At 62.7% G+C, this 26563-nt stretch carries 22 protein-coding genes; all 22 read right to left on the reverse strand.

The window, feature by feature from the left end; all coding sequences use genetic code 11:
* On the reverse strand, positions 1 to 1017 hold the full coding sequence (gene fliG / locus PVE35_RS16800) for a flagellar motor switch protein FliG (RefSeq protein ID WP_268178260.1): 1017 nt from the start codon (positions 1015 to 1017) through the stop codon (positions 1 to 3).
* The gene (gene fliF / locus PVE35_RS16805) at positions 1010 to 2794 is read right to left on the reverse strand and encodes a flagellar basal-body MS-ring/collar protein FliF (protein ID WP_268178262.1); all 1785 of its coding nucleotides are present in this window, start codon (positions 2792 to 2794) and stop codon (positions 1010 to 1012) included. Before fliF ends, fliG begins: the two co-directional genes overlap by 8 nt.
* Positions 2795 to 2804: 10 nt before the next feature.
* Complete coding sequence (gene fliE / locus PVE35_RS16810; protein ID WP_268178264.1) at positions 2805 to 3134, reverse strand: flagellar hook-basal body complex protein FliE; 330 nt, start codon at positions 3132 to 3134, stop codon at positions 2805 to 2807.
* Between the two features lie 251 nt (positions 3135 to 3385).
* The gene (gene fleR / locus PVE35_RS16815; RefSeq protein ID WP_277372440.1) at positions 3386 to 4798 is read right to left on the reverse strand and encodes a sigma-54-dependent response regulator transcription factor FleR; all 1413 of its coding nucleotides are present in this window, start codon (positions 4796 to 4798) and stop codon (positions 3386 to 3388) included.
* A 4-nt stretch (positions 4799 to 4802) separates the two neighbouring features.
* Positions 4803 to 6017 carry an ATP-binding protein gene (locus PVE35_RS16820; protein WP_277372441.1) on the reverse strand — a complete coding sequence of 405 codons (1215 nt, stop codon included), beginning with the start codon at positions 6015 to 6017 and terminating at the stop codon, positions 4803 to 4805.
* A gap of 180 nt (positions 6018 to 6197) precedes the next feature.
* The gene (locus PVE35_RS16825; protein WP_277372442.1) at positions 6198 to 7673 is read right to left on the reverse strand and encodes a sigma-54 dependent transcriptional regulator; all 1476 of its coding nucleotides are present in this window, start codon (positions 7671 to 7673) and stop codon (positions 6198 to 6200) included.
* Positions 7674 to 7920: 247 nt separating this feature from the next.
* Entirely contained in the window at positions 7921 to 8217 is a 297-nt protein-coding gene (locus PVE35_RS16830) for a flagellar protein FliT (RefSeq protein WP_268178269.1), read from the reverse strand.
* Between the two features lie 24 nt (positions 8218 to 8241).
* Positions 8242 to 8622, reverse strand: coding sequence for a flagellar export chaperone FliS (gene fliS / locus PVE35_RS16835; protein ID WP_268178270.1), 381 nt, complete (start codon positions 8620 to 8622; stop codon positions 8242 to 8244).
* 70 nt (positions 8623 to 8692) lie between these two features.
* Positions 8693 to 9085: a flagellar export chaperone FliS gene (fliS, locus tag PVE35_RS16840; RefSeq protein WP_268178271.1), complete on the reverse strand. Its 393-nt coding sequence runs from the start codon at positions 9083 to 9085 to the stop codon at positions 8693 to 8695.
* A gap of 3 nt (positions 9086 to 9088) precedes the next feature.
* Positions 9089 to 10555, reverse strand: coding sequence for a flagellar filament capping protein FliD (gene fliD, locus PVE35_RS16845; protein ID WP_268178273.1), 1467 nt, complete (start codon positions 10553 to 10555; stop codon positions 9089 to 9091).
* 80 nt (positions 10556 to 10635) lie between these two features.
* On the reverse strand, positions 10636 to 11046 hold the full coding sequence (locus PVE35_RS16850) for a flagellar protein FlaG (RefSeq protein ID WP_268178274.1): 411 nt from the start codon (positions 11044 to 11046) through the stop codon (positions 10636 to 10638).
* Between the two features lie 75 nt (positions 11047 to 11121).
* Positions 11122 to 12630 carry a flagellin gene (locus PVE35_RS16855; RefSeq protein WP_268178275.1) on the reverse strand — a complete coding sequence of 503 codons (1509 nt, stop codon included), beginning with the start codon at positions 12628 to 12630 and terminating at the stop codon, positions 11122 to 11124.
* A gap of 248 nt (positions 12631 to 12878) precedes the next feature.
* Positions 12879 to 16682, reverse strand: a complete 3804-nt coding sequence (locus PVE35_RS16860; RefSeq protein WP_277372443.1) for a glycosyltransferase — start codon at positions 16680 to 16682, stop codon at positions 12879 to 12881.
* A complete protein-coding gene (locus PVE35_RS16865) occupies positions 16679 to 17098 on the reverse strand; it encodes an FdtA/QdtA family cupin domain-containing protein (RefSeq protein WP_268178277.1) in 420 nt (139 codons plus the stop codon). The genes PVE35_RS16860 and PVE35_RS16865 overlap by 4 nt, the downstream gene beginning before the upstream one ends.
* A 1-nt stretch (position 17099) precedes the next feature.
* Positions 17100 to 18236 carry a DegT/DnrJ/EryC1/StrS family aminotransferase gene (locus PVE35_RS16870; protein ID WP_268178278.1) on the reverse strand — a complete coding sequence of 379 codons (1137 nt, stop codon included), beginning with the start codon at positions 18234 to 18236 and terminating at the stop codon, positions 17100 to 17102.
* Positions 18233 to 18712, reverse strand: a complete 480-nt coding sequence (locus tag PVE35_RS16875) for an acyltransferase (RefSeq protein WP_268178279.1) — start codon at positions 18710 to 18712, stop codon at positions 18233 to 18235. The genes PVE35_RS16870 and PVE35_RS16875 overlap by 4 nt, the downstream gene beginning before the upstream one ends.
* Positions 18709 to 20487, reverse strand: a complete 1779-nt coding sequence (locus PVE35_RS16880) for a methyltransferase domain-containing protein (RefSeq protein ID WP_277372444.1) — start codon at positions 20485 to 20487, stop codon at positions 18709 to 18711. The genes PVE35_RS16875 and PVE35_RS16880 overlap by 4 nt, the downstream gene beginning before the upstream one ends.
* 111 nt (positions 20488 to 20598) lie before the next feature.
* Positions 20599 to 21261 carry an NTP transferase domain-containing protein gene (locus PVE35_RS16885; protein ID WP_277372445.1) on the reverse strand — a complete coding sequence of 221 codons (663 nt, stop codon included), beginning with the start codon at positions 21259 to 21261 and terminating at the stop codon, positions 20599 to 20601.
* Complete coding sequence (locus PVE35_RS16890) at positions 21237 to 21842, reverse strand: HAD family phosphatase (protein ID WP_268178282.1); 606 nt, start codon at positions 21840 to 21842, stop codon at positions 21237 to 21239. The genes PVE35_RS16885 and PVE35_RS16890 overlap by 25 nt, the downstream gene beginning before the upstream one ends.
* On the reverse strand, positions 21839 to 22609 hold the full coding sequence (locus PVE35_RS16895; RefSeq protein WP_268178283.1) for a class I SAM-dependent methyltransferase: 771 nt from the start codon (positions 22607 to 22609) through the stop codon (positions 21839 to 21841). The genes PVE35_RS16890 and PVE35_RS16895 overlap by 4 nt, the downstream gene beginning before the upstream one ends.
* A 147-nt stretch (positions 22610 to 22756) precedes the next feature.
* Positions 22757 to 24439 (reverse strand): flagellar hook-associated protein 3, encoded by a 1683-nt coding sequence (locus PVE35_RS16900; protein WP_277372446.1) that lies wholly within the window; start codon positions 24437 to 24439, stop codon positions 22757 to 22759.
* Positions 24440 to 24513: 74 nt separating this feature from the next.
* Positions 24514 to 26559: a flagellar hook-associated protein FlgK gene (gene flgK, locus PVE35_RS16905; protein ID WP_268178285.1), complete on the reverse strand. Its 2046-nt coding sequence runs from the start codon at positions 26557 to 26559 to the stop codon at positions 24514 to 24516.
* Positions 26560 to 26563 lie beyond the last annotated feature (4 nt).

Genomic DNA, 26563 nt, shown 5'->3' on the forward strand with positions numbered 1-26563 from the left:
TTAGACCATCTCTTCGCCGCCCTTGCCGCCAAGCACGATTTCTCCGGCTTCGGCCATGCGACGGGCGATGGTGAGGATTTCCTTCTGCGCGGTTTCCACGTCGCTGACGCGCACCGGGCCCTTGGCCTCCAGGTCGTCGCGCAGCAGCTCGGCGGCACGCTTGGACATGTTCTTGAACACCTTGTCCTTGATCGCATCGTCGGCGCCCTTGAGCGCCAGCACCAGCACGTCGGAGGACACCTCGCGCATGAGCGCCTGGATACCGCGGTCGTCGACGTCGGCCAGGTTGTCGAAGACGAACATCAGGTCTTCGATCTGTGTCGACAGGTCTTCATCCACCTCGCGGATCGAGTCCATCAACTGGCCTTCGACCGAGCTGTCGAGGAAGTTCATGATGTCCGCCGCGCGCTTGACCCCACCCATGGTGGCACGCGAGGTATTGGCACTGCCGGAGAACTGCTTCTCGAGGATCTGGTTGAGTTCCTTGAGCGCCGAGGGCTGCACGGTGTTGAGCGAGGACACGCGCAGGATGATGTCCAGGCGCACCTTGTGGTCGAAATGGCTGAGCACCTCGCCCGCCTGGTCGGGGTCGAGGTAGGCGACCACGATGGCCTGGATCTGCGGGTGCTCGTAGCGAATCACGTCGGCCACGGCGCGTGGTTCCATCCACTTGAGGCTGTCCAGGCCACTGGTGCTGCCACCGAGCAGGATGCGGTCGATCAGGTTGCCGGCCTTGTCCTCACCCAGCGCGGCGGTGAGCATCTTGCGAATGTAACCGTCGGAGCCCACGCCCAGGCTGGTCTGGTCGCCGACGATGTCGACGAACTCGGCCATCACCTGCTCGACCTGTTCGCGATGCACGTTGCGCATGCCGGCCATGGCCAGGCCCACGCGCTGCACTTCCTTGGGCCCGAGGTGGCGCAACACCTGCGCGGCATCGGTCTCGCCCAGCGACAGCAGAAGAATGGCGGCCTTGTCGACCTTGGTCAGCTTGGTAGCGGTACGGTTGTCACTCATCGGCGTTGATCCACTCTTTCACCACCAGAGCCACACGGCCCGGATCTTCGGCGACCAGGCTCTTGATGGCATTCAGTTGTGCATCATACCCCTCGGTGGGGCTCGGCAACATGATGCTTTGCGGCCCACCCAGGCTCACGCGATCATCGGCCAGTTCGCCATCCAGACCCGCCATGCGGCCCAGCTCGACATCGCCGCCCTCGCCTTGCCCCTTGCCCTTGCCGGCGCCGGTGATGTTGTTGAGCACCGGACGCAACACACCGAACACCAACGCCACAATCAACAGGACACCGATCAGTTGCTTGCCGATGTCCCAGAACCAGGGCTGGGTGTAGAACGGAATGTCCGGAATCTCCTCGCCCTGGGCAGCGCTGAATGGCGTGTTGATCACGCTGACGCTGTCGCCACGGCTGGCGTCGAAACCGACCGAGTCCTGTACCAGGCGGGTGAAGCGCGCCAGATCGTCGGCACTCCAGGGCACTCGCGTGGTTTCCCCGGTGGCCGGGTCGACACGCACCTGGTCATCCACCACCACGGCCACCGACAGGCGACGCAGGCGCCCCTGCTGCTGCTTGGTGTAGCTGATGGAGCGATCCAACTCGAAATTGCGCGTCGACTGCTCGCGCTTGTCCGCCGGATACGGCGCCAGCATCGGCTGGCCGGTGGCCGGATCCATGATCTGTTGACCATTGGCATCCACCAGCGGCTGACCGGCAGCGACCGGGCCGGCTGGTGCGGCGGCGCCAGCGGCTTGCTGCGGTGCGGCGGCCGGGCCAGGCGGCTGATTGGACAGCGCCCCCGGCACTCCTTGCGGCGGCAGGCTGCTCTGACGCTGTTCGTTGACCTGCTGCTCGCTACGCAGCGCCGGCTGATCCGGGTTGAACATCTCGGAGGTGGATTCCACCGCGCTGAAGTCGACATCGGCGGAGACTTCGGCCTTGTAGCGGCCATTGCCGAGCACCGGCTGCAGGATGTTGTGCACGCGCTGGGTGAACAGACTCTCCATGCGCCGGGTGTAGTCGAACTGCTTGCCGGCCATGGTCAGCTCGGAAAGCTCCTGCTGATCGGACAGCAGGTTACCCTTCTGGTCGACGACGGTGACCTGGCTCTTGTCCAGCTCCGGCACGCTGGTGGCGATCAGGTTGACGATGGCCATGACCTGGCTCGGCTCCAGCGCCCGCCCCGGATACAGCTCGACCAGCACCGAGGCGCTGGGCTTGCGCTCGTCACGTACGAACACCGACGCCTTGGGCATGGCCAGGTGCACGCGCGCGCCCTTGACGTTGTTGAGGCTGGAGATGGTACGTGCCAGCTCACCTTCCAGGCCGCGACGGTAGCGCGTGGCCTCCATGAACTGGCTGGTGCCCAGGCCCTGCTCGCGGTCGAGGATCTCGAAGCCGACACTGTTGTCGGTCGGCGCCACGCCGGCCGCGGCCAGGCGCATGCGAGCGTTGGCCAGATCATCGGACTTGACCAGCAGCGCGCCGGAATTGGGTTCCACGGTGTAGTCTATACCGGCATTGCTCAGCACATCGAGCACCTGACTGGTGTCCATGCCATTGAGGTTGCCGTAAAGGGGGCGGTAATCGGGCTGCTGCGACCACAGCACCACGGCAAAACCGATCGCCACGCTGGCGGCCAAACCGACCAGCAGGCCGAGCTGACGCAACACCGACATTTCGGCGAGGTTTTCCAGGAAGCTCAGTCCGAACAACGGCTTCTTGGGTTCTGTCGCATCGGCCTTGGCCGGGACGTTCGCTACTGCTGCTTCAGCCATGAATCAATCCTCAGACCGGCATCTGCATGATGTCTTGGTATGCCTGAACCAGCTTGTTACGCACCTGGGTCATGGCCTGGAAGGATACGCTGGCTTTCTGCGAAGCGATCATCACATCGGTCAGGTCGACACCGCTCTGGCCCATCTCGAAGGCAGTGGCCAGCTTGTTGGACGCCTGCTGGGTCTCGCTGACCTTGTTCACCGCCTGCCCCAGCATCTCCGAGAAACTCGGTGCACCTGGCACGGGTTCGCTGGCAGCCGGCTTCTGCCGGGCCATGGCCTCGGCCTGCATGGCACGCATTTCCAGCATCAAGCGATTGAATTCGACACCCTGACTCATGACTTCCTCCACTGCCCGCTTTTTGACACTTGCGGTGCTTTGCGAGGGTATTTGCAACAAGGGTGCCAAGAGAGCAGCTACAAGCTGCAAGCCTCAAGCTTCAAGCAAGAGCAAGCCGCGGGTGACAGGCATGCACGGTCGGTAGGGATTTATCCGCGAAAGGGACAGCACCGCGCCCGCCAGAATCGCGAATGAATTGGCTCCTACACGAAGAGCCAGGCGATGGCGAACGCGGCTTTACCAGGGCTGGATCAACTGGCGTAGAGATAGGCCTCGACATCCATGCCGGCATCACGCATCTGCGCAAGCTTGTAACGCAGGGTGCGCGGGCTGATGCCCAGGCGCTCGGCGGCTTCCTTGCGCCGACCGCGTTCGGCCCGCAGGGTGTCGATGATGACCTGGAACTCGCGGCGACGCAGATCCTCCCCCAGGCCGGCATCCACCGTCGACAATGCGTCGCTCGTCGGCACGGTTGGCGGCATGACGCTGGGCACCACGGCCAGGCGCGGCGCGGCGGCCTGAACGCTGTGACCGATAGGCGCGCTCAGGCACAGATCCTGCGGTTGGATGAGACCGCCCTGCTGCAGGATCAGCGCTCGCTGGATGGCGTTATCCAGCTCTCGCACGTTGCCCGGCCACTGGTGCTCGACCAGGGCCTGAGCCGCCGCCGGGGAGAAACGCACCGGGGCATGATTCATTTTCTTGACGTGCTTGCCGAGCAGACGTTCGGCGAGCGGCAGAATATCGGCGGGTCGCTCGCGCAGCGGGCGCCAGGCCAAGGGGAACACTGACAGGCGATAGTAGAGATCCTCGCGGAAACGCCCGGCGGCCACCTCACTGGCCAGGTCACGGTTGCTGGTGGCCAGCACGCGAATGTCCAGGGTGACCGGCTTGCGCGCCCCTACCCGCTCCACCTCGCGCTCCTGCAAGACGCGCAGCAGCTTGGCCTGCAGCCCCAGGGGCATTTCGGAAATCTCGTCGAGCAGGATGGTGCCGCCATCGGCCAGCTCGAACTTGCCAGGCTGGGCCGTCACGGCACCGGTGAAGGCGCCCTTTTCATGGCCGAACAGGGTGGCCTCGAGCATGTTGTCGGGAATCGCCGCGCAGTTGATGGCGATGAAAGGGCCAGTGGCACGCGGCGACTGCTGATGAATGTAGCGCGCCAGCACTTCCTTGCCGGTACCGGACTCGCCGGTGATCATCACCGTCGAATCACTCTGCGCCACTCGCGTGGCCAGCTCCAGCAGTTGCACGCTGGCCGGTTCCAGCGCTACCGGGCCGTCGCGATCACTGGCGCACATCTGCCCCAGGGCATGCCGCGCCACCAGCTCCAGCAGCGCGCGCGGCTCGAAGGGTTTGACCAGATAATCGACCGCCCCCTGGCGGATCGCATCCACCGCACGCTCGACGGCGCCATAGGCGGTCATCAGCAGCACCGGCAACTGCGGGTGGCGCTGGCGGATCTGCACCAGCAACCGGTGACCATCCATGCCCGGCATGTTGACGTCGCTGACCACCAGACCAAAGGACTCCTCGCCCAGGGCGACCAGCGCGGCCTCGGCGCAGTCGACGGCGCGGTAATCATGACCGCCCAGCATCAAGGTATCGGCCAGGGCTTCGCGCAGCGCGCGGTCATCTTCCACCAACAGAACTTTGGTCGTCATGGGGTCACTCCTGATTCAGGTGGGTTGCCGTGCCCAGCAGCGGCAGCGAAATGATGGCGCAGGTACCACGACCGGCACGCGACTGCAGCAGCAACTGGCCCTGATGGGCCTTGGCCACGGCTTTGACCACCGCCAGGCCGAGGCCGGTGCCGGTGGTCTTGGTGGTAAAGAAAGGTTCGCCCAGGCGCGCCAGGGTGGCAGCATCCATCCCCGGGCCATTGTCACTGACGCACAGGCGCAACTGGCTGCCACGGCGATAGAGGTGGATCTTCAGACGCACATCACGGCCACTGGCCTGGATGGCATTGTCGATCAGGTTGAGCACGGTGCCGACCAGGGTGTCGCGGTTGCACAGCAGTTCGCCCGATTGGGTGTCGCACTGCCAACGCACCGCCATCCCAGCCAGATGCGGCTCGGCAGCGGCGCGCAGCGAGGCGAACAGCGCCGGCGGCGCCAATCGATCCGGCAGCGGCAATTCACCACGCGCGAAGATCAGCATGTCACGCACCTGGTTTTCCAGTTCGTGCAGGCGCTCCTTGAGGCGCCCGGCGAAACGTTGCTGCTGCTCGGCTGGCAGCACCTGCTCGTTGAGATGGCTGGCATAGAGCAAGGCGGCGGACAGCGGCGTGCGAATCTGATGAGCCAGCGAGGCGACCATGCGCCCGAGCGCAGACAGGCGCTCGTGGCGCGCCAGTTGATCCTGCAGGCGACGGGTTTCCGTCAGGTCGGTGAGCAGGATCAGTTGCCCCGGCTCGGCATTCAACGAACGGGTGGCAATGGACAGCCGGCGACCGTCCTTCAGCGAAATTTCATGTCCATCGTCCTCGCGCGGGGCGAAATTGCGTGCGATCACCTGGCGCCAGAGCATGCCCACCAGCGGCTGACCGAGCAGTGAACGCGCCACGGGGTTGGCCTCACGCACCACGCCCTGGCCATCGATGACGATGACCCCGCCCGGCAGAAGATCCAGCAGGCTCTGCAGACGATTGGCCAGGCGCTCTTTCTCAGCCAGTTCCTGCATGCGCTGAGCGCTGACCAGGGCCAGTTGCCCCTTGAGCTCGCTGACCCGCGCTTCGAGCAGGCTGTAGGACTCGCTAAGCTGGCTGGACATCTGGTTGAACAGGGCAAAAGCCTGTTCCAGCCCGGCACGACTGGCTTGCTCCAGCGGAGCCGAAGGCACCGGCTCGGCTGGCTCGGCGGGGCGGACGCTTGTATTCATCTTCATCTCTCGCACAACACACCGTCAGAGGACGGTCAGGTTGGGAGTGCTGAAGCAATCCGCGTGCCCACTTTTTTCTTATTATTTTTCAATCACTTAAAAAATAAAGCCGGAGCTGCGTCAAAGCTCCGGCTTGCTTTCCGCGATGGCGGCGAGCCATTACGGCAGTTCCATGGCGACTCAGTCGTCGCCGTTACCCTCGTCGTCACGGCGGCTCATGCCGTACTTGCGCATCTTCTCCACCAGAGTGGTACGGCGAATGCGCAGACGCTCGGCGGCACGCGCCACCACACCACCGGCATCATCCAGCGCCTGCTGGATCAGCCCTTGCTCGAGGTTGCCCAGGTAGTCCTTGAGATCCAGCCCCTCGGGCGGCAGCATCGCTGGCGTGTCGAGCCCCGGGAGGCCGGCGACGATGGCGGCGCGCTCTTCGAGCTCATCGCGCAGGGTTTCGGCCAGTTGCTCGTCTTCATCGTCGACGTGGCGAAACTTCTTCGGCAACTCACCCACGCCGATCACCCCATAGGGATGCATGATCGCCATGCGCTCGACCAGGTTGGCCAGCTCACGCACATTACCCGCCCAGTCATGGCGGCACAGCGACATGATGGCGGCCGAGTTGAAGCGGATGGAGCCACGCTTCTCGTGTTCCATGCGCGAGATCAGCTCGTTCATCAACAGCGGGATGTCTTCGATGCGCTCACGCAATGGCGCCATCTCGATGGGGAAGACGTTGAGGCGGTAGTACAGATCCTCACGGAAGCTGCCGTCCTCGATCATGCGTTCGAGATTCTTGTGGGTGGCAGCGATGATGCGCACGTCGGCGGTCTGCGTCTTGTTGCTACCGACCCGCTCGAACGTGCGCTCTTGCAGCACGCGCAGCAATTTGACCTGCATCGGCAGCGGCATGTCACCGATCTCATCGAGAAACAGGGTGCCGCCGTTGGCCAGCTCGAAACGCCCGGCGCGGCTGGTGATGGCCCCGGTGAAGGCGCCCTTCTCGTGGCCGAATAGCTCGCTCTCCAGCAACTCGGCCGGAATGGCGCCGCAGTTGACGGGCACGAACGGCGCTTCGCGGCGCTTGGAATGGTAATGCAGGTTGCGCGCGACCACTTCCTTGCCAGTGCCCGACTCGCCCAGGATCAGCACGCTGGCCTCGGTATCGGCCACTTGCTGCATCATCTGCCGCACCTGTTGAATCGCCCGGCTGGTGCCAACCAGACTGCGGAACAGATTGGGCTCGCGCTGGCGGCCACGATCACGCGCCTGATCGTACATCTCCCGGTAGATCTGCGCACGGTGCAGCGAGTCGAGCAGTTTGTTGTAGCTCAGCGGCATTTCCAGGGAGGCCAGCACGCGCCGACGCAGATCCTCGGGCCAGTCGCCGGTCGCCGTTTCGTTGAGCGTCAGCAACGGCAGGAATTCGTCCCAGGCGGAAATCTGCTTGGTCAACTCGAGGGCGCCACCACGGCTTTCAACCTCGCCGAGCAGCACACTGAGCACTTCACGACTGGAATCGAGGGCAGCCACTGCCTCCTTCCAGTTCAGGCTACTGCAACTGAGGTACTCTTCCCCTAGAAAATTCAGAATGATCGCCAGCTCATGGCGGCGCGCGGCATTGTCGTCAATCAGCAGGATCTTGGTTTCACGCCACATCTTGTCTACGTCTGGCCCGAGGAGTGAAGGAAATGGTACGCCAAAGACTCAGCGAAAACCGGCAATTAGCCAGTAGTAAAGTCAATATAGCGGATGCAGTCAATTTTATGGCGTGAATATTTACCATGGCCAGTGGTGCGTAAATACAGCCGTTTGCATCAAGAAGGAAAATTGCATGGGAAAAGACGGCATTTGCCGCTTATTGTCGCGACCAGGCGCGCAAGCGGCAAAGCTGAACGACCGCGACTCAACCGAACAGTTGATAGACCTTGGCGCCCTGATGCGCCTGGTTGAGCTGCAGCAGCTCGCCGGCCAGACGCTGCTGCTCGGCCTGACATACGCTCACCAGCTCGCGGTACAGATCGAGCAGTTGTTGCAGGTTCGAGCGCAGTTGCTCCTCATCCTGCAGACCCTCGACCATGGCGGCATCCACCGCCATGCGGCATTGCAGATCAAGCTCGCCGATGGCGCTCCAGTCCTGATTGGCCAAGGCATCGCGTAGCGCCACACCTGTCGCTTGCAAACGCTGGACGGATGAATTCATTGCCTTTCTCCTCCGATACCAGGCTTATTGAGCGATGGCATCCCAGCCAGCCTTGACGTTACGCAGCAAGCCGGACACCTCTTCGAGGATAGCCGGCTCGTTGCTGACGTTCGCTTCAGTCAGGCGGTTGATCATGTATTCGTAGAGATTATCGAGATTGCTGGCCACTTCGCCACCCTGCTGGTGATCCAGACTCTCACGCAGCCCGGCGATGATGGCAATGCTCTTGCCGATCAACTCACCCTTGAGCGCCGTCTGCTCGCGCTCCATGGCACCACGCGCCTGGGCGATACGTGCCAAGCCACCTTCCATCAGCATCTGGATCAGACGATGGGGGCTGGCCTCGATGGCCTGAGCCTGGGTGTTGACGGTCTGGTACTGTCTGAGGGCCGCCATGGCATTCATAATCGCTCTCGCTCTACCTGTGGGCTGATACTTCAGCTATCGGCCCAGACAGTAAAAGCTTTAGCGAAAATCAGCTGGCCGCTGCCGGCTCCACTTCCGGGCCTATGGCATCCCAGGCGCCCTTGATCCGGCCCAGCAGGGACTCGACCTCATCGAGGGTGCGCGGAGTTTCATCCAGCGCCACACCAGCCAGACGGCGAGTCATGTAGTCGTACAGGGCATCGAGGTTCTCGGCGATCTCGCCGCCCAGCTCCTTGTCCAGCGACGCCTGGAGCACGCCCAGAATAGTGATGGTGCTGCCCACGGCCAAGCCGCGGATTTCCGTATCGCCTTCGGCCTGCGCCTGCCTGGCCAGCATCACCCGCTGCAAGGCGCCTTCGAGCAAAAGCTGCACGGTGCGATAAGGCGATACCTCCTGGCTGGTCTTGACCTGCTTGTAGGCATCGATGGGGTTCTTGCTCATGGCTTATTCCTTCTTGACGAAGCCTGGCAGGCTGGCCAGCATGCCGCCGAGACTGTCACTGGTTTGTTTGAGGCGCCCCACCAGCGAGTCCATGGCGTTGTACTGCGCGTAGAGGCGGGTTTGCAGGCTTTCGACACGCCTGTCCAGCGCCTTGCGCTGCTTGTCGACATCCTGTTTGGTGACCTGCAACGCATCGTTGCGCTGCTTGAGTACACCATCGGTGGCAACATAGGTGCCGGTAAAGCTCGACAGACGCCCCATCAGCCCGTTGTCGCCGGTGAGGTAAGCACCCACCTGATCGAAGTTGTTCTCCAGCGCGTCCGTCAGTTTACTGTCATCCAGTGACAGCTTGCCGTCCTTGGCTGTGGTGATGCCCAGCTCGGCCAGGGCCTGAATGCCGCCATCCTTATTAGGTGAGCTCACCAGTTCGTTACGCAGCCCAGACAGCAGGCTACGCACCGAGGTATCACCGAACAGCGGGCCGGTAACCGGCGCGGAGCCATCGACCGGTACATAGGCAGTCAGTTGGGAGGTAGTGGAAATCAGCGCGTTGTAGGCGCTGACGAACTTCTGCAGGCTGCTCTTCACGCTGCCCTTGTCGACCCCCACGGTGAGGCTGATGGTCTTGCCATCGGTCAGATCGCTACTGCTCTGCGCGGCGAGCAGATCGAGGGTGACCCCTTCCAGAGCATCTTCGATGGTGTTGCTGGAACGCTCCAGTTGCAGGCCATCAATGGTCAGCTTGGCGGACTTGGCTTGGGTGATGACCCCGCCAGCCCCAGTGCTGGAGTTGGGCTTTAGAAAGGCACCTGGGTTATCGGGATCCGCTGTCGCGGTGAACGCCAGGGTAGACAGCGCATTGTCACCACTGGCTGCTCCGGCAGGCGGCGTGGGTACCGTTACCTTGACGTCGTTGCCCTGCCCGGTCTTGGTGGAGCTCAGCACCAGGCGCGAACCGGAATCATCGGTGATGATGGAGGCACTGATGCCGCTGCTCTTGCCGGCCTCGTTGATCGAGTCGCGTATGCCGGCCAGGGTGTTGTTGGCCGCCGTAACATCGACGCTGATGTTGCTCGAACCGGCAGAAATTTCCAGCTTACCGCCACCGAAGGTCGCCTTCGTCCCACCGGATACGGCCTGCAGGGCCACCTTGCTGCTGCTCGCCAACTGCTGCACCTGCAGGTTGTAGCTGCCAGCAGGGGCGGTAGAAGTCGCCGTGGCCTTGACCACACTGCTGTTGGAGGTGCTGGCCGTGCGTGACTCGAACAAGGAGGCCTTGTTCAAGGGATCGATGGCGCTCTTGAAGGTATTCAGCGCCCCGGTCAACGTGCCGATGGCCGAAATGCGCGTGGTGGTCTGTTTCTCGAGGCGATCGAGCTGGTTGGTCTTGGGTGCTTTCTCGGCATTGACCAATACCTCGACGATGCTCTTGATGTCGATGCCTGAGCCGATTCCTGGAATACCCGCCATGTCGCGTTACCTCGTCAATAATTCGACTTCACTCGTCCTGTGGACGAGTAATAGTCAAAACCCATGCCAAGGTTTACTGCTTATGCCTCAGCCTTGAACAGCAAGCTGCGCACTTCCGACAGATTCTCTGCCAGCTTGAGCGCCTCTTCCGATGGTATCTGTCGGATCACGTCACCCGATCCGGCATCGGTCACCTTGACCACTACACGACCGGAGCCATCGTCGACCGCGAAATTGATGCTGCGTCGCACCGACTGCACGAACTCCTGGATGGTAGCCACCGCATCCTCGACCTCTTCGCGGCTCACTTCCTGAGTGGGCTCGACGATACGTGCTTCAGCCTGGGCCTTGTCATTCACGCCCTGGGTAACGGGAGCAACGATGCCTGCACTGCTGCCGACGGGCTGCCGGCGCGAGTCCATCGCAGCCGAAGAGCCAGCATCACGTGCAATGACAGGGTTTACTGGAGGTTTGACCGAACCGACGTCCATAAATTAATCCTCACAATGAGGTAACGGGGAGAAGAGCCTGCAGGCCCTTCCCCCCGTAGTTTAGCGCCTTCGACCTTAGCCCAGCAGACTGAGCACAGCCTGCGGCAACTGGTTGGCCTGGGCCAGGATAGCAGTACCGGCCTGCTGCAGGATCTGGTTCTTGGTCAGCTCCGAAGTTTCGGCAGCGAAGTCGGTGTCACGAATCCGACCACGAGCAGCCGAGGAGTTTTCCGAGATGTTCTGCAGGTTCGAGATGGTGTTCTCGAAGCGGTTCTGCACCGCACCGAGCTGGGCACGCTGGCTGTCGATGTTGGAAATCGCGCCGTTGATGATACCCAGAGCGGTCTGTGCACCTCCCGCCGTGCTGATGTCCACATCCTTGACCGAATCCAGGGTACTGAACTTGTCTGCACCCAGACCAGCGGTCATGCCAGTGACCTCGAAGGCATCGGCGGCTTCCAGCTGAACCTGACCATCGGCACGGGCACCTGCACCACCGTTGATGGTAGCCGCAGTACCGACGTTCTCGTCGCCCTCGAAGTTCTTCGCCTGCAGGGTAGCGGTGGCACCGCTGCCGCCCTGGTAGTTCTTGATGGCGATGGCATCGCCGCGGGAGCTGACCAGTTCGATCTTGTCACCTTTGGAGACAGCCGAGATACCCGTCTTGCCGGTTTCCTTGTTGATGGCGTCAGCCAGTGCACCCAGGTTCTTGGTGTCGGTCACGACCGCGGAGATGACGGTCTTGTCGGTCGACTTGGTGTTGCTGTTGGCACCGTAGAGCTCGAAGGAGATGGTGCCGCTGGCGGAGATGGCGCCCAGTTCGGCCACGGTACGGGCATTGGCGGTCACGCCGGTTTCGTCGCTCTTGGCATTGACGGCACGGGCAATCTCGCTGGCGGCTGCACCACTGGCCGGACCGGTGATGGTCACCTTGCCGCTGGCAGCATTGGTGGTGAACTTCGAGGAGATCTCGAAGGACGCATCCGAGTAGGCAGTGCTGCCAAACTCGGTAGCGCCACTGGCACCACTGGTGATGGCACCGGCTGCACCGCCGGAAGTGGTAACGCGGTTGATACCGATACGATCGGTGGCAGCAGAGCCGATGGAGACGCTGATGGTCTCGTAGGCGTTGGCACCGACCTGGAAGCTCTGCGAACCGAAGCTGCCGTCGAGGATCTTGCGACCACCGAAGCTGGTGGTTTCGGAGATACGGTTCAGCTCCTGTTGCAGTTGGGAAACTTCGGACTGCAGGGCGGCACGCTCGGTGGCTCCGTTGGAGCCGTTGGCCGATTGCAGTGCCAGGTCACGCATACGCTGCAGAATGCCGGTGGACTGTTGCAGGGCACCTTCAGCGGTCTGCGCCAGAGAGATACCGTCGTTGGCGTTACGGGTCGCAACGCCCAGGCCATTGATCTGGCTGGTCAGACGGTTGGCGATCTGCAGACCGGCGGCATCGTCCTTGGCGCTGTTGATACGGGCACCGGTGGACAGGCGCTGGAGGGAAGTGTCCAGGCCTTTAGCCGAGGCGTTAAGGTTACGCTGAGTGTTGAGGGACGCAACGTTGGTGTTGACTGTAAGGGCCATGGTATTGCCTCCAGATGACCTTGAGTACCGATTGTCTGAGCCTGCGAGCTCGGGCCTGCTTGCTCAGACGCCCAGATAGTTCGCATTCGATCTCTTTATCGGCGACTCCCTGGGGAGCTTTAGGGACTTTTTTCAGCTTTTTTTTATTCTTGCCGGTCAATCACTTAGCCAAAAAATCCTGACCTGCATGGAATTTTGACTGAAAACCGTCGAGCCATTGGCCTGGCCCGACGGTGATCATCGCTCACTCAGTCCGGCATCCAGGCGTCGCGCCAGCGCTGCAGGCCTGCGCCCTCGAGCATCCAGTCGCGGTAAACCGCCGCGCGCAAGCGATCCCCCGCCACGGCTGCCGCATCGAGGTCGTTGATATACATGCGGATGGCTTCGACCCAGTCGCGGAAACGGTTCTTCACCCGGGTCACAGGCAGGTCACCCTTGTAGCATTCCAGATCGCTGCACACCACGGGGAAGCCACAAGCGCCATATTCGAGCAGACGCAGATTGCTCTTGCATTCGTTGAACAGGTTCTGCTCGACCGGCGCTACCGCCAGATCCAGATCCAGACGCGCCAATGCAGCCGGATACGAATCGATCTCGACCCCGGCATGCACTTCATGCACATAGGGACGGATGGCGGCTGGGCACATGCCGAAGAAGACCCACTCCACCTCCCCTGCCAGCTCCTTGACCACATCCGCGATCAACTCCAGATCTCCAGTATGGCTGACCCCGCCGGCCCAACCGACCCGTGGTTTGCGTCCACGCCTGCGCTTGGCCTCCAGGCCCTGCCACCATTCGAGCGGCAAGCGGTTCTCCACCACGCGAATATCGTCATGCAGCCCGGAGAAGGCTTCGGCCAGCGGCGCGGTGGAAACCACGAAGCGATCGACGAAGCCCAGCCCACGGCGCAGGGACTTGAGGATGTCCCGGGGCATGTGCTCGCGGTGCACGCTCTTGATAGGCAGGTTGGGCAGATAGTCGTCCAGCTCGTAAACGGTGAAGGCCGAGGAGAACTGCTTGATGCGGCGCATCGCCTCCAGGCGTTCGTCGCCGATCTGCCGCTGCAGCACGATCACGTCAGGGTTGTAGCGCTCCAGCTCGACCACCTGTAGCAGCCCCTCGGAGAGCATGCCATCGACCAGAGCGTCGCGCTGCATGGCGCGCAACGGCCTGATTACCCGGTAGTTGCCGCAGCCCCAGGGATCGGCCGGGTGCGCCAGCACCACCGGCAGCGGGCGCCAGGTCAGCGGGCGCCAGGTCAGGTTGCTGTCGGCCTCCAGCTCGAACCCCTTGCCGTTGAGCGAGAGATTGCGGTTGTAGGCCGGGTCGTTGGCCAACGCCGGCAGCCATTTTTCATACATCGCATCCTGTTCGCCGACGAAGCGCTTGTACTTGGCCTCGGCGGCCTTGGGATCGATACGCTTCTGGCTCACGCTGCCCTCGTGCATCAGCACGGCATGCGGTGTCCAGACGATCAGGTGGCCGGCCTCGCGCACCTTGAGGCACAGGTCGACGTCGTTGTAGGACACCTTGAACTGCTGCTCTTCCAGCCCGCCGACCTCTGCATAGATCGATTTGCGGATCATCAGGCAGGCGGCCGTGACCGCGCTGTAGTTCTGGTCGACCTGCAGGCGCTGCATATAGCCCGGCGCGTCCATCGGGTCACCGATGAAGGGGTGCTCGGCCGGGCCACGCAGGCCCAGCAACACGCCGGCATGCTGAATCCTGCCATCCGGGTAGAGCAGCTTGGCGCCGACGATACCGACTTCGGGGCGCAGAGCGTGATTGAGCAACTCGTCCAGCCAATGTTCGCTGATGATCGCAGTGTCGTTGTTGAGCAGCACCAAGTAGTCGCCGCGCGCCTGGCGCGCCGCCATATTGTTGATCGCCGAATAGTTGAACGGGTGCGGATAGCGCAGGATACGCACCTTGCTGTCGCCCAGCGCCTCGACCCCCTCGAACCAGGCCAGGGCTTCGGGCGTTTCGCTGTTGTTGTCGACGATCAGCAGCTCGTAGTTGCCGTAGGCCGTCTTCTCCAGCAGGCTTTCGACGCAGCGCTGCAGGATGGGGAGCTGATCCTTGGTCGGGATGATGATGGAAACCAGCGGCACATCCTGGTGGCCATAGTGGATCCGGTAGCGTCCCGGCAGATGCGGCACCAGCCGCGCTGCCGCATAGCCGCGACGCTGCAGATGGCCATGGATGATGGCCTGCTCGTCGGGGCAGTCCTTGAGCACCGGGGCCTGGGTAATCAGCAGCGGCTCATCGACATGGCCAATACCGCCCCAGCCCTGGTTTTCGATCAGGCGCAGGATCAGGCCGAGTTCCATGGCGCCGGCATCCTGTTCAGCGAAGCCGCCGAGCTGCAGCAGGACGTCACGACGGAACAGCCAGTGCCGCGCCATGCCCACGGGAAAGCTCAACAGCAGATCAAGGTTGAACGCCGGTCGGAACGCCGCCCCGAGGTCACCGGAGGGCAGGCGCTGCAGCTCATCACCATAGACAGCCGTACAGGCACTGGCCGAAACCAGCTCGAGGCCGGCGATCAACAGCCCGGTGGGGGTGAACAGTTCCCCGGCCTGAACGACCATCGCCCAAGCGAAATCCATCTCGCCCAGCTCGGCGTTGAGCGTATGGATATAACTGTCGGCGTCCACCTGCAGCATGTGCAGCTTGCCGCCTCGTTGCGTGGCCGGAACGTCAGCCACGGACAGCACCAGGATGCGCACCGAGGCATACCAGTTGTCCTCGGCCCCCAGGCTCTTGATGGTGGCCGCCAGCGCTTCGGTATCGCCGACCAGGTCGACGATCACCACCGCGATCAACGGCCCGCCGTCATGGGCCTGCAGGTAGGCATCGATCAGGGTGCGCTGCGCCTGGGTGGGAATTCGCTCCGCCAGCCAGGTGTTCAGCTCACCGCGCAGGCCGCTGGCATCGCCCAGCGCCAGACGCGGCTCGCCGAACCAGGCGCGCCCCTGCTGCCAGGCGCAGGGCTGCCACTGCGCATCGAAGCCGTTTTCCAGACTGCGTTCGATATGCTGTTTCGCCAGCTTGGCCAGCTCGGGATACAGACGCCCGGCCTGCAGGGCGAGCTGATAGGCATGGGCAGTGCCCAGGGCCGGTTTGCCGAAGAACTTGCGATCGACCAGTTGCAGCACACCCGCCAGCTCAAGCAGCGCCGCAGCACGTTCCTGATCATGCTCCGGCTGGCGCAGCAGCAGCGATTCCAGGGGCCACTGGCGGGCGAAGCCGACGATGGTTTCGAGCGTTTCGCTGCGAGCGGAGAAGTTCGGCCCGCGATCATCGAAGATACTCAGGTTCGAGCCATGCACGCGATATTCGGTCAGGCACTCCGGCAACCGGGCGATGCTGCCCCGCGCCAGCAAGCGTCCCCACAGCTCGAAGTCCTGCACGTAACGCAGCAGCGGGTCATAACCACCAAGCGCGAGCAAGTCGCTCCTGCGCACCATCGCCGAGGGCGCATTGAGAAAGTTGCCGGTCAGCAGTTGACGGCGCAGGTGGGTGATCGGCTGGTTGAAGAACGCCTCGGTGTCCCCCCCTGCCCTCGCCCCCTGGGCGTCGATGACCGCGATTTCGCTGAACAGCGCGACGCACTCGGGGTCGCCGCGCAGGTACTCCACCTGCCGGGCGATACGCTCCGGCAGCATGCGGTCATCGGAGCCGAGCAGGGCGACGAATTCACCCTGAGCCATCTCGAACAGACGATTGGCCGCTCGCGAGGGGCCTTCGTTCTCTGCCAGCAGCACGGTGCGGATCCGCCCCGGATGGCGCAGCGCGAATTCCTCGATGACGGCGGCCGTGCCGTCCTTGGAGGCATCGTCGGCCACCAGGATCTCGATGTTCGGGTAGCGCTGCGCCAGTACCGAGTCGATCGCCTCGGCAATGTAAGCCTCATGGTTGTAAGCCGCGATGCAGACGCTCACCAGCGGCGTTGCGCGCCTGGCATCCTTGAATTCGCGCAAGCGCGTCAGGCCGGCGCGCAAATGATCGAGGGCGGGCGTCGCGATCGACCCCTCAGGACGCTCACTCATGCGTCACCTCCCCCCGTGACGACCTGGCGGAACTCATCGTAGTCCCGGTAGTAGTCATCCTCCAGATAGTGTTCCGAGGCCAGCACCATGCACACCGAACCACTGGAGAAGTTATCGATCTCGCGCCAGATCATCGGCGGGATGTAGAGCCCATAGTAGGAGCGGTTGAGGTGGTACTTGAACTTGGTGCGGCCATCGTCGAGGGTGATGTCGAAACTGCCGGACATGGCGATCAGCAACTGGTGCAAGTCCTTGTGCGCATGGCCGCCACGGTGCGAGCCGCCCGGTACGTCGTACAGGTAATAGGCCCTCTTGATCTCGAAGGGTATATGGCGGCCGCCCTCGATGAAGGTGAGGTTGCCACGCGGGTCTTCTATTTTCGGCAGATCGATGATCTTGCAATGCTGCAGTGACACGTCAGTGCTCCCGTGCAGATGTATGGGGTTCGATGGCGGCAAAATCATTGCAGGCATCGATAACGCGGTTGACCTGCTCCGGCGTCAGGCCCGGGTAGAGCGGCAGGCTGAGCACCTGCTCGCTGAGCCCTTGCGCCACCGGCAGGTTCAGCGCACTGAACTCGTTGTACGCGGCCTGACGGTGGATAGGTGTGGGATAGTGGATCAGCGTCTGCACCCCGGCGCGCGCCAGATGCGCTTGCAAGGCATCGCGCTGGCGGCTGCGAATGACGAAAAGATGCCAGGCATGGCGCTCACCACTGCCAGGCAGGGCCGGTAAGCGAATATGTGGGTTGTCGATGGCCGCGCAGTAACGTCTGGCCAGCGCATCTCGCTCGGCCACGTCAGCATTCAATGCACGCAACTTGATACGCAGAAAAGCGGCCTGCAGTTCATCGAGCCGGGAATTCACGCCCTGCATCTCGTGGAGGTACTTGCGGCTGGAGCCATAGCTGCGCAACTGCCGCACGCAGGCTGCCAGTTCGGCATCCGCCGTCAGCACCGCCCCGCCGTCGCCCAGCGCCCCGAGGTTCTTGCCGGGAAAGAAACTGAAACCCGCTGCCTCGCCGAAACTGCCGGCCCGCCGCTCATCCAATGCTGCACCGTGGGCCTGAGCCGCGTCTTCGATCAGCAACAGCCCATGGTTGTCGGCCAGCTCGCGCAGTGCGCGCATATCGGCCAAACGACCATACAGATGCACTGGCAACAGGGCCCGCGTACGTGTCGTGAGCGCGGCACCGACCGCTGCCGGCGAGAGATTGGCGGTGGCCTCGTCCGGTTCCACCAGCACCGGCACCAGGCCGGCCTGGGAGACCGCCAACGCGGTGGCGATAAAGCTGTTGGCCGGCAGTATGACCTCGTCACCCGCCGTCAACCGGCCGAGCTCCACGTAGCCGCGCAGGATCAGGGTCAAGGCATCGAGCCCGTTGCCGACCCCCACGCAGTGGGCTACGCCGCAATAGGCCGCGAACTCCTCCTCGAACGCCGCCAGCTCCTCGCCCTGGATGAACCAGCCGCTGGCCAGCACCCGCTGCAAGGCCGCGACGAATTCCGGCTCGAAGCGCTGGTTCAAACGCTGCAGATCGAGAAAGGGAATCATGCCTGCACCAGCCCATCATCCAGCTTGCGCACGACCCGCGCCGGATTGCCCAACACCAGGGTTCCAGGCGGCACGTCACGCGTGACCACCGCCCCCGCGCCGACCATCGCGCCCTGCCCGATTACCAGCCCCGGGAGGATCACCGCACCGGCGCCAATCGAGGCGCGCGCTTCGATAATGGTAGTCTCGAAACGCTCCGGGTATTCACGCGAACGCGGATAGCGATCGTTGGTGAAGCTGACGTTGGGGCCTATGAAGACATCGTCGGCCACGCGCAGCCCGTCCCACAATTGCACGCCGCTCTTGATGGTGACGCGATCGCCGATCAGCACATCGTTCTCGATGAAGCAGTGCGAACAGACATTGCAGTCCTTGCCGATACGCGCGCCGGGCAGCACCACGACGAACTGCCAGATACGGGTGTGCTCGCCTATGGCGCTCGACTGCACGTCGGCCAGTGGATGAATCGAACTCATAGGCTCAACGCCGACTTGATGTGATTGACCACACGCTCTCCGGCATGACCATCGAAGCCGGCGAAGAAATGCTCGATAAACGCCTTGCGTCGCTGGGCATCATCGGCTGGGCGCTGGCTCAAGCCATCGAGGAACAGCTCGACCCCGGCCATGTCCGCGGCCCGATCATAATGCTGAACCACGGCTTCACCCTCAGCGTTGAGGCCGAGACCATGGGGATTCTCCAGATACAGGACCGGCTTGCCGGTTACCAGGTACTCCATCAGGAACGAACCGACATCGCTCATCATCGCATCACTGGCGGCAAAGGCATGTCGATGATCGGCGCGCTCGTCGATGATCACGCCAAGCGCTTCCAGTTCGCCGCGCATGGCTGCGACGCCAGCGGCATCCAGCAGCCCCAGGTTGACCAGTTTGCGCCACAGTAGCGGGTGCGGCCGGAACAGCAGCGCCAGGTCCTTGCGCGCAGCGAACGCCGCGACGATGTCCAGGCCGAGACGATCGAAGGTGGACCACTGATCGGCGTCGAAGGAAAAGTGCGCATTCCACAACACCGCCCGGCGCCCGCCGATCTGCTCCAGCAAGTGCGGATCCACCGGGAAGCGTTCGAGCTCGACCAGCCCATCCATGCGCGGATGGCCGGACACCACCACATGGCTGTCTCCCGTGGGGCAATGGCGACTGAACAACGACTTGGCCCCTTGCGAACGCACATAAACGGCGGAGGCATGCATTTCCGCCGGCTGGCCGAACTGCATGGCCATATTGGCCTCGCCACCGCCCACTTCGAGCCCGTAGGGGATATAGGCAGTGAAGGCTACACGCCGGCGTACCTCGGCAAACTGGTAAGGCAGCGGCCGGGTGGCGTCGTAGGGCGAGGTGAACAAGGCGACATCAAAGTGTGCCGTGTCCGGATCCAGTTCATCCCAGTAGACGTAAGGCACGCCCAGGGCGTCGAGATGCCGCTGCGAGTCCTGCCGGTTCCAACTGTAGTCGACGTGCAGGAAAGGCAGGAGCACCACCGTGGTGTGAATCGACTCGTCCTTGCACAGGGCCGCCCAGACGCTGCTGACATTGCCCCAGGAGGCCGGTAGCTGATAGAAGATCGCCACGCTGAGCTTCTTCCCCACGCTCAGCGCAGTGGCCTCGGTGTTTGCCGGGCAATGCAGCAGGTACAGCACCCGGCCCTGCCCCTGCTGCCCTTCGGCCAGCACGAAGCGCTGCACCAGACGCAGCCCCTGCTGGGTAAAGGCTTGCAGATACGGCGCCTCCTGCCGGTAGAGGGTCTCGTACTCAGCGTCGCAGTGATAATGCTCGGCTGCGCCGTCGAGCATCAGCCAGTCCTCGAGTACCAGATAACCACCGGGCTGCAGGGCCTGCACCAGCGTATTCACGGCGCGAGTGAAAGCTGCAGGCTCGATCAGACAGGCCAGCAAGCCCATGCTCGCCACCCGTTCGTAACGACCATCGATCTCCAGCCCCGTGATATCGCCCTGGGCAAAACGCAGCCCCTGCACCTGGCGTTTACAGGCCTGCTCGATCAGGTGCGGCGAAAGATCCACGCCCAGCGCCTCTCGGCAGTCCTTGGCCAGCACCTGGGTAATTTCGCCATCGGCGCAGCCCAGATCGAGCAACCGTCCACCTTGAGGCAGCAACGGCAGTATGTAGGTGTTCAACACGAAATGTTGCTGAGAGTAGATCTCGGGCTTGTCCAGCCGGCCACTCCTGGCCTGGCGCCAAAAGCGCTGGGAGACTTCACCCCTGCTATCGCTCATACGGGTTCAACCTTGTAATGGGTGTTTCTCGTTACGTCCAAGATCACGCTCGATCCCTGTTATGTGGCTCGCCTTTGCGCCATCTTTTGCGAGGCGCATGCATGGGGCTGGCTATCGATTCTGTCCCCATTGGCTGGCCAGTACATTGCGCGCCATATCGAGATCCGCCGTGGTGTCGATATCGAACGCCTTGAGCTCGAATGCAGGCAAAGGCAGATGTGTTTCAATCGCCTGGTAGACATAGATAGGCTCGTTACGCACGAGCTCGGGGCGCAGTACGGCGATCCCCGTCCACTCCATTGCCGGACGCGGCTCACGGGTAAAGCCCTGCACCAGCGCCCCCGAATCGTCGAGAAGCACCCTCACCCCATCGCTGGTGATATAGGGTGACACTCCGATCAATTGCTCATGATCAGCGCTGGCCTCAAGAAAGGCAGTGAAACTGCGCGGCTCGACCACGGTATCCGCATCAAGAACCAGAAAGCGCTCGCCCAGATGACGCGACACGCGATAGATACTCTGCAAGGTGTTGGTACGTGCATAGTCGGGATTACGCACGATGATCAGATCCGGGCGTAGGGAGACGGCATGCTCGATCACTTCGTCTTCATGAAAGCCCACTACCAGCCAGACGGTCTCGGCCCACTGCAGACGCTCCAGATGCCAGTCCAGCAGTGAACGCCCAGCCACCTCGACCAGACACTTGGGCTTGTTCAGCCCCAAACGCGAGCCGATACCGGCCGCACTGATCACAACGTGCTTAACAGGCGACATAGGGCTTTCCCGTCGTAGGTAACGAAATCGCTGAGTTTGACCAGCACCTGGTTGGGGGCATGCACCCCGCCGTAGGCAATGCGCCAGTCGGCGGCCTCGAACATCGGTACATCGTTCATACCCTCGCCGACCGCAACGATACGCTCGAAGCGCCCGCGCAAACTGCTGACGGCATCGCCTTTATGAAGGATATGCTCGACCCCTTCCAACTGACCGTCCTGACCCAGCCGCGCCCGCGAGGTGAAGCTCTGGATCCCCAGCTTGTCGAGCACGGGCCTGACCCAGAGATCGAGGTTGCCGGTGACCACGAATGCCTGCTGTGGATGTCGCGATATGAACTCGAGTATGGCCGGGTCGAATTCCACCTGTTCGTCGAGGGCCGAATGAATCCAGTCCAGCCTGGCATCACGCAGCAGGCGCACGCGAAGCTTGAAGGATTTGTCGAAGGGCAACAGGCCGTCGATGGTGGCCTGCGTCAAGACACTGATTTCATCTTCCAGCCCCACAGAGGAGGCAATCAGAGGCAGCAGTTCCTGGCGAGTCAGGGTGCCATCCAGATCGAAACAGTAGGCTGTCGTCATCCCTGCTCTCCCTCACAGCGCAGCACGAAGAAATACTGACGGGTTTCCACCCGTTTTTCCAACCCATCGGGAAACAGGAACCCCTCTCGCTCGATCCTTATGGCCTTTCCGGCAAAGGCCGCATTCATCATGGCCTGCAGCTCGTCGACGGTACGATAGATGGCCGAGTATTCATCTGCCAGTTCTTCAGAGTAATAGCGATCGAGGGTGAAACGCTCGCTGACACCAACCGGCTCACGCAGGTAGATGGCACCACCTGGGGCGCAGAAGCAGGCAGCATCGCGGAGCACTTTCACGCAGTCCTCATCGTTCAGATAGATGAGCAGGCCGGATATGAGAAGAAGATCGAAAGGCCCCGGTACGGCAAGCTCGTCAGCGCGAATATCGGTTGCCGACATGACCTGAAAGCTGAGCCCTGCGATACCACGCTGCTCGGCCTCCTGTCGTGCCTTGCCAATCAGGCTGGACGAGAAATCCAGCCCGAGATACTGCAACCGAGGACAGTGCTCGACGAGAAACCAGCCCCAGCGACCGATGCCACAGCCGATATCGAGCGCACTTTTGACGCCACTTAGACCCAGCACGGCTGCCACGGCGGCCTTCTCGGCCAGATCACGCGCCGCCACAAGATCAGGCTCGCGATCCTGGTACATGGTTGCACTGAGCAGATTGGTGTATTCGCGCTGTCCGCGGGACTCGAAGAAAGACTGCGTAGCATCGTAATCGATGGCTACCTGTCGTCCCTTGATGCGTCGAGAGTCAGTCAAGATATGCCCTCACAGGTCGTCGGTTCTGACACTATCAAGCGTAGACCGGGAAATGCCTGCGCCGGATAGCTGGCACAAGCACGATCTTTTTCCCAGTAGAGCAAGAAGTCGGCCAACCCGCAGCAAGCAAATCGATGCAACGAGCGTTCAACGCAATTGATTGAACAGATTCAGCCCGGCGATCTTCACGTAGCTCTGCTGCGCCGCCTCGAGGATGATGCTCTGGAACGACAGGCGCGACAGGGCCTCAGCGTAGTCCAGTTCGCGCAACTCGGCCTGCACGGACTTGTTCACCAGAGCCACGTCCTCGTTGTCGACGCTGGTGGTCTCGATCAGACCGAGGCGCGCGCCGATCTCGGTATGCACTTCATCGACGTTGGCCATGCCGTTGTCGAGGTTCTTCAGGGCGATGGCCACCTCATTGCGCACGGCCAGGTTGCCGGCCGGCGAGGTGGGCGAGGATTCCAGCGCCTGACGCAGACGCGAGATGGTGTTGAGGATGCCGCGCTGTTCCTGGAACTGCGGTTTGACGCCGAACTCGTCACCGCCGGCAGCACTGGCCGGCCCGGACAGGGTGAAGTCCACGCCATAGACGTTGAAGGTCGACGGATACGGCCCCGCAGCCGTGCCCGTGGTCAGCACCGGGCTGTTGGGGCCGACGGGCTGAGCATAAACCTCGTAGTTGGTATCGTCGGTGAAGCGCAGCACCACGCCGGAGGTGGGGAACTGGCTGTCGAAGGTGTTCTGGTTGACGATGGTGCCGCCGGCCACCACGGCCGCCGAGGCATTGGTGGAGGAGCGGGTCACGGCGAACTCGGTCGGTGCCGACTGCAAGGTGAAGCTGTGCGTACCGAGCCCAGGCGAGCCAGCGGTGGCCGGTGGCTGGATATCGGCCAGCAGGTTGTCCAGATCCAGCGGGTTGTCGCCCTCCTTGAGGGCCACATCGAGCTGGAAACGCATGCCACGAAAGTTGATGGAGTTACCGCCGCTGACCAGCGGATCGATCTTGCCGCCGCCAGGAATCTCCGAGGTGACGTCGGCGCCGCTGGCATCGTAGATGCGAAACTCGTTGCCACTGACGAAGGCCAGCGAATAGGGTTCGCCGCTGCGGAAGCTGGCATTGAAGGCGCGCTCGTCCTCCACCAGCCCCGGCGACATGAACACGCGCTGCTCATCCTCGGGCACGGCAGCGATGGTGGTCGCGGGCAAGGGCGGGGTCGGCAGAGCCGGATTATTGACGCCGCCTGCGTTGATCACCCGATCGGCGTTGCTCACGTCCTCGAACAGGCGCTTGCCGTTGTCGTTGATCGCCACGTTGGTGGAACTGGCCACCTGCAGGCTGCGCTGGCCCTCGTCGCCGAAATAGGAGTAGGTGCCATCCGGGTTGCGTACGAAAGGCTCGGTCTTACCCAGGTTACCGGAGAACAGGTATTCGCCACGGGCGTTGCGGCTGTTCATCAGGTTGAGCAACTCGGCCTCGCGCTCGGACAGCTCCTTGGCGATGGAATTGCGGTCAGCCGAAGACAGAGCCCCGCCACCGGCCTGTACGGCCAGTTCGCGCACCCGCTGCAGCACGGTATTGACCGAGTTGAGCGTGGTTTCCTCCTGAGACAGGCTGTTCTTCGCTGCCGTCAGGTTGTCGTTGTACTGCTTGAGCACCGACTGCTGCTGCTCGAGCTGCAGCAGGCGCACCGAGGCGACCGGATCGTCCGCCGGGGTCAGGATGCGGTTGCCACTGCTGATCTGCTCCTGGGTGCGGATCACGTTGGCGTAGTTGTTCCCCAGGCCTGAGACGCCGTTGTTGAACGCCTGAACGGAGGAAATGCGCATGACCATAAGGCTTGCCTCTTGCGGTACCTGCCATCGGAGCAGGCTTGACCCTCCCGCATTCAGGAGGGTCGCTATCAGAATGTATTGATCAGGGTATCGAACAGGCTACGCGCAACTTGAATGATCTGCGCGGAGGCCTGGTAGTACTGCTCGAACTGGATCAGCTTGGCGGCCTCCTCGTCCAGGTTCACCCCGGAGACCGAGTCGCGGTTGTCGGTGGCCTGCTTGAGGATCGCCGAAGTCGCCTGGCCATCCACCCGAGCCTGGCTGGTCAGAGTACCGACCCGCTCGACCAGGTCACCATAGGCATCGGAAAAACTCGAGCCCGTGGTATCCGGCGCGGCCGGGTTGATGCCGATGACCGATTTCTTTTGCAGGTCGACCAGGTTCAGGGCGTTGCGGTTATCGGACACACCATTGGTGTTGAACGACACCGAGAAATTGTCGCCTGCTGCCGGCCGGCCGCTGATGTTCACCTGATACTCGAAGGCCACCGGAATCCCCGGCGGATTGGCCGGCACGTTGATGGTCAGGGCGTTGTCCTGACCCGGCACGATGTTGCCGGTATTGATCACGTTGCCGTTGATGTCCACCACGTTGTAGCTCTGCGTAGCACCACCGGCGGCACCCATGACGATACGCAGCGGCGGCGCGTTGCGCAGGCTGGTTTCCAGGTCGGCTTGCGCCGCCGGGTCATAGATGTCGATCTCGGTCTTCAGGGTCGGCTGGCTGATCTTGCCGGTGCCGATGTTGCCCGGGCTGGTTTCGGCCTTCAGCGGCGCGGCGAAGGCCAGCTCTTCGGGGTTCTTCATGTCCGCGCGGATGTCGCGCCCGGCATTGCGGGTGGGCATGATCTGGAAGCGGTCGCCCGCGGCGAAGGTGCCGGCGGCGACGCCCAGGCTGAAACCGTCGATTTCCGGCGCTGGCACCGTGGTGATGTCGAAGGTGGCCGGGGTCGGCGGAAACAGGGTGCCATCGGATTGCCGGCGCACCACGTATTCGGTGGCGCTGGTGAACTGCACCTCGTAATCGCTGGTGGTCAGTTGGGTGGTATCGGTGATGCTGACATTGAGGTTGGCCGAGGGGTCACTGTTGCCCACCCGTGCCAGGCTGCGCTGAGCGAGCAACAGCGGGTCGTTGAGCGGACGGAACAGCTCGTTGCCGAACTGGCCGTTGAGATCGAGCCCCTGCCCGAGCTGGACGTTGAGCTGGTCGGCCACCGACAGCGCCAGGCGCCCCACCGAGTTCATCGAAACGTCCAGCACGTCCTGGCGATAGCGCAGCAGGCCGCCCATCTCACCGCCGGTGATCAGCGAGGTGACGTTCTGCTGGGAATTGCCGCTGACGAACTGGATCTCGCTGCGCAGCGGGTCGGACAACCCAGGAGTGATCTGCAACTTGGAAGCCGTGCTGCCGACCACCAGAGGCTGGCCGGAGCCGATGAACAGGTTGTAGCTGTTGTCGTCCTGCGGCACCACGCTGACGCCAACGAACTCGGACAACTTGCGCACCGCCTCTTCGCGCGCGTCGAGCAGATCGTTCGGTGCCCGCCCGTTGGCCGAAGCGATGGCGATGGCGTCGTTGTAGCCGGCGATGGAGGTCGCCAACTGATTGACCTGGTCGGTCACCGCCGAAAGCTGCTTGTTGATGAAGCTGTTCTGCTCGAACAGACGGTCGTATACGGTGTTGAAACGCTTGGCCAGACCTTCGGCCTCGGACAGCACCAACTGCCGTGCGGGAATGTTGGCCGGGTCTTCGGCGGCGGTCTGCAGGGCGCTGAACAGCTTCTGCAAGCCGGGCGTCACCCCGGTGGTACTGCCGGCCAGCAGCGAGTCGAGCTGGTTGATCTGGCTGAGGTAGGACTGCGTATCGGAGTTCAACGCCGTGCTGCTACGCACCTGGGTGGTGAGAAAGTCGTTGTAGATGCGCCGCACGTCCACCAGCGTGGTGCCCGAGCCGATGTAACCGGCACCGCTGAACTGCGGCACGCGCGTGGCCTGCACCGAATCCTGGCGGGAGAAGCCGGGGGTGTTGACGTTGACGATGTTGTGGCCGGTGACCGACAGCGAGGTCTTGTTCGCCGACAGGCCGGACAGGCCGATGTTCAGTAGGTCAGCCATGCTT

The organism is Pseudomonas sp. AA-38 (assembly GCF_029457475.1).
Classification (GTDB): Bacteria; Pseudomonadota; Gammaproteobacteria; order Pseudomonadales; family Pseudomonadaceae; genus Aquipseudomonas.

Coding starts and splice junctions, on each gene's coding strand:
- flgK (WP_268178285.1), bottom strand. CDS start 26,559: ATGGCTGACCTACTGAACATCGGCCTGTCCGGCCTGTCGGCGAACAAG.
- fliS (WP_268178270.1), bottom strand. CDS start 8,622: ATGAATGCCATGGCGGCCCTCAGACAGTACCAGACCGTCAACACCCAG.
- fliD (WP_268178273.1), bottom strand. CDS start 10,555: ATGGCGGGTATTCCAGGAATCGGCTCAGGCATCGACATCAAGAGCATC.
- PVE35_RS16875 (WP_268178279.1), bottom strand. CDS start 18,712: ATGAGTTCGATTCATCCACTGGCCGACGTGCAGTCGAGCGCCATAGGC.
- fliE (WP_268178264.1), bottom strand. CDS start 3,134: ATGAGTCAGGGTGTCGAATTCAATCGCTTGATGCTGGAAATGCGTGCC.
- fliS (WP_268178271.1), bottom strand. CDS start 9,085: ATGAGCAAGAACCCCATCGATGCCTACAAGCAGGTCAAGACCAGCCAG.
- PVE35_RS16830 (WP_268178269.1), bottom strand. CDS start 8,217: ATGAATTCATCCGTCCAGCGTTTGCAAGCGACAGGTGTGGCGCTACGC.
- PVE35_RS16870 (WP_268178278.1), bottom strand. CDS start 18,236: ATGATTCCCTTTCTCGATCTGCAGCGTTTGAACCAGCGCTTCGAGCCG.
- PVE35_RS16825 (WP_277372442.1), bottom strand. CDS start 7,673: ATGTGGCGTGAAACCAAGATCCTGCTGATTGACGACAATGCCGCGCGC.
- PVE35_RS16900 (WP_277372446.1), bottom strand. CDS start 24,439: ATGCGCATTTCCTCCGTTCAGGCGTTCAACAACGGCGTCTCAGGCCTG.
- PVE35_RS16880 (WP_277372444.1), bottom strand. CDS start 20,487: ATGAGCGATAGCAGGGGTGAAGTCTCCCAGCGCTTTTGGCGCCAGGCC.
- PVE35_RS16820 (WP_277372441.1), bottom strand. CDS start 6,017: ATGAATACAAGCGTCCGCCCCGCCGAGCCAGCCGAGCCGGTGCCTTCG.
- PVE35_RS16890 (WP_268178282.1), bottom strand. CDS start 21,842: ATGACGACAGCCTACTGTTTCGATCTGGATGGCACCCTGACTCGCCAG.
- PVE35_RS16885 (WP_277372445.1), bottom strand. CDS start 21,261: ATGTCGCCTGTTAAGCACGTTGTGATCAGTGCGGCCGGTATCGGCTCG.
- PVE35_RS16850 (WP_268178274.1), bottom strand. CDS start 11,046: ATGGACGTCGGTTCGGTCAAACCTCCAGTAAACCCTGTCATTGCACGT.
- fliG (WP_268178260.1), bottom strand. CDS start 1,017: ATGAGTGACAACCGTACCGCTACCAAGCTGACCAAGGTCGACAAGGCC.
- PVE35_RS16855 (WP_268178275.1), bottom strand. CDS start 12,630: ATGGCCCTTACAGTCAACACCAACGTTGCGTCCCTCAACACTCAGCGT.
- PVE35_RS16860 (WP_277372443.1), bottom strand. CDS start 16,682: ATGAGTGAGCGTCCTGAGGGGTCGATCGCGACGCCCGCCCTCGATCAT.
- fleR (WP_277372440.1), bottom strand. CDS start 4,798: ATGACGACCAAAGTTCTGTTGGTGGAAGATGACCGCGCGCTGCGCGAA.
- fliF (WP_268178262.1), bottom strand. CDS start 2,794: ATGGCTGAAGCAGCAGTAGCGAACGTCCCGGCCAAGGCCGATGCGACA.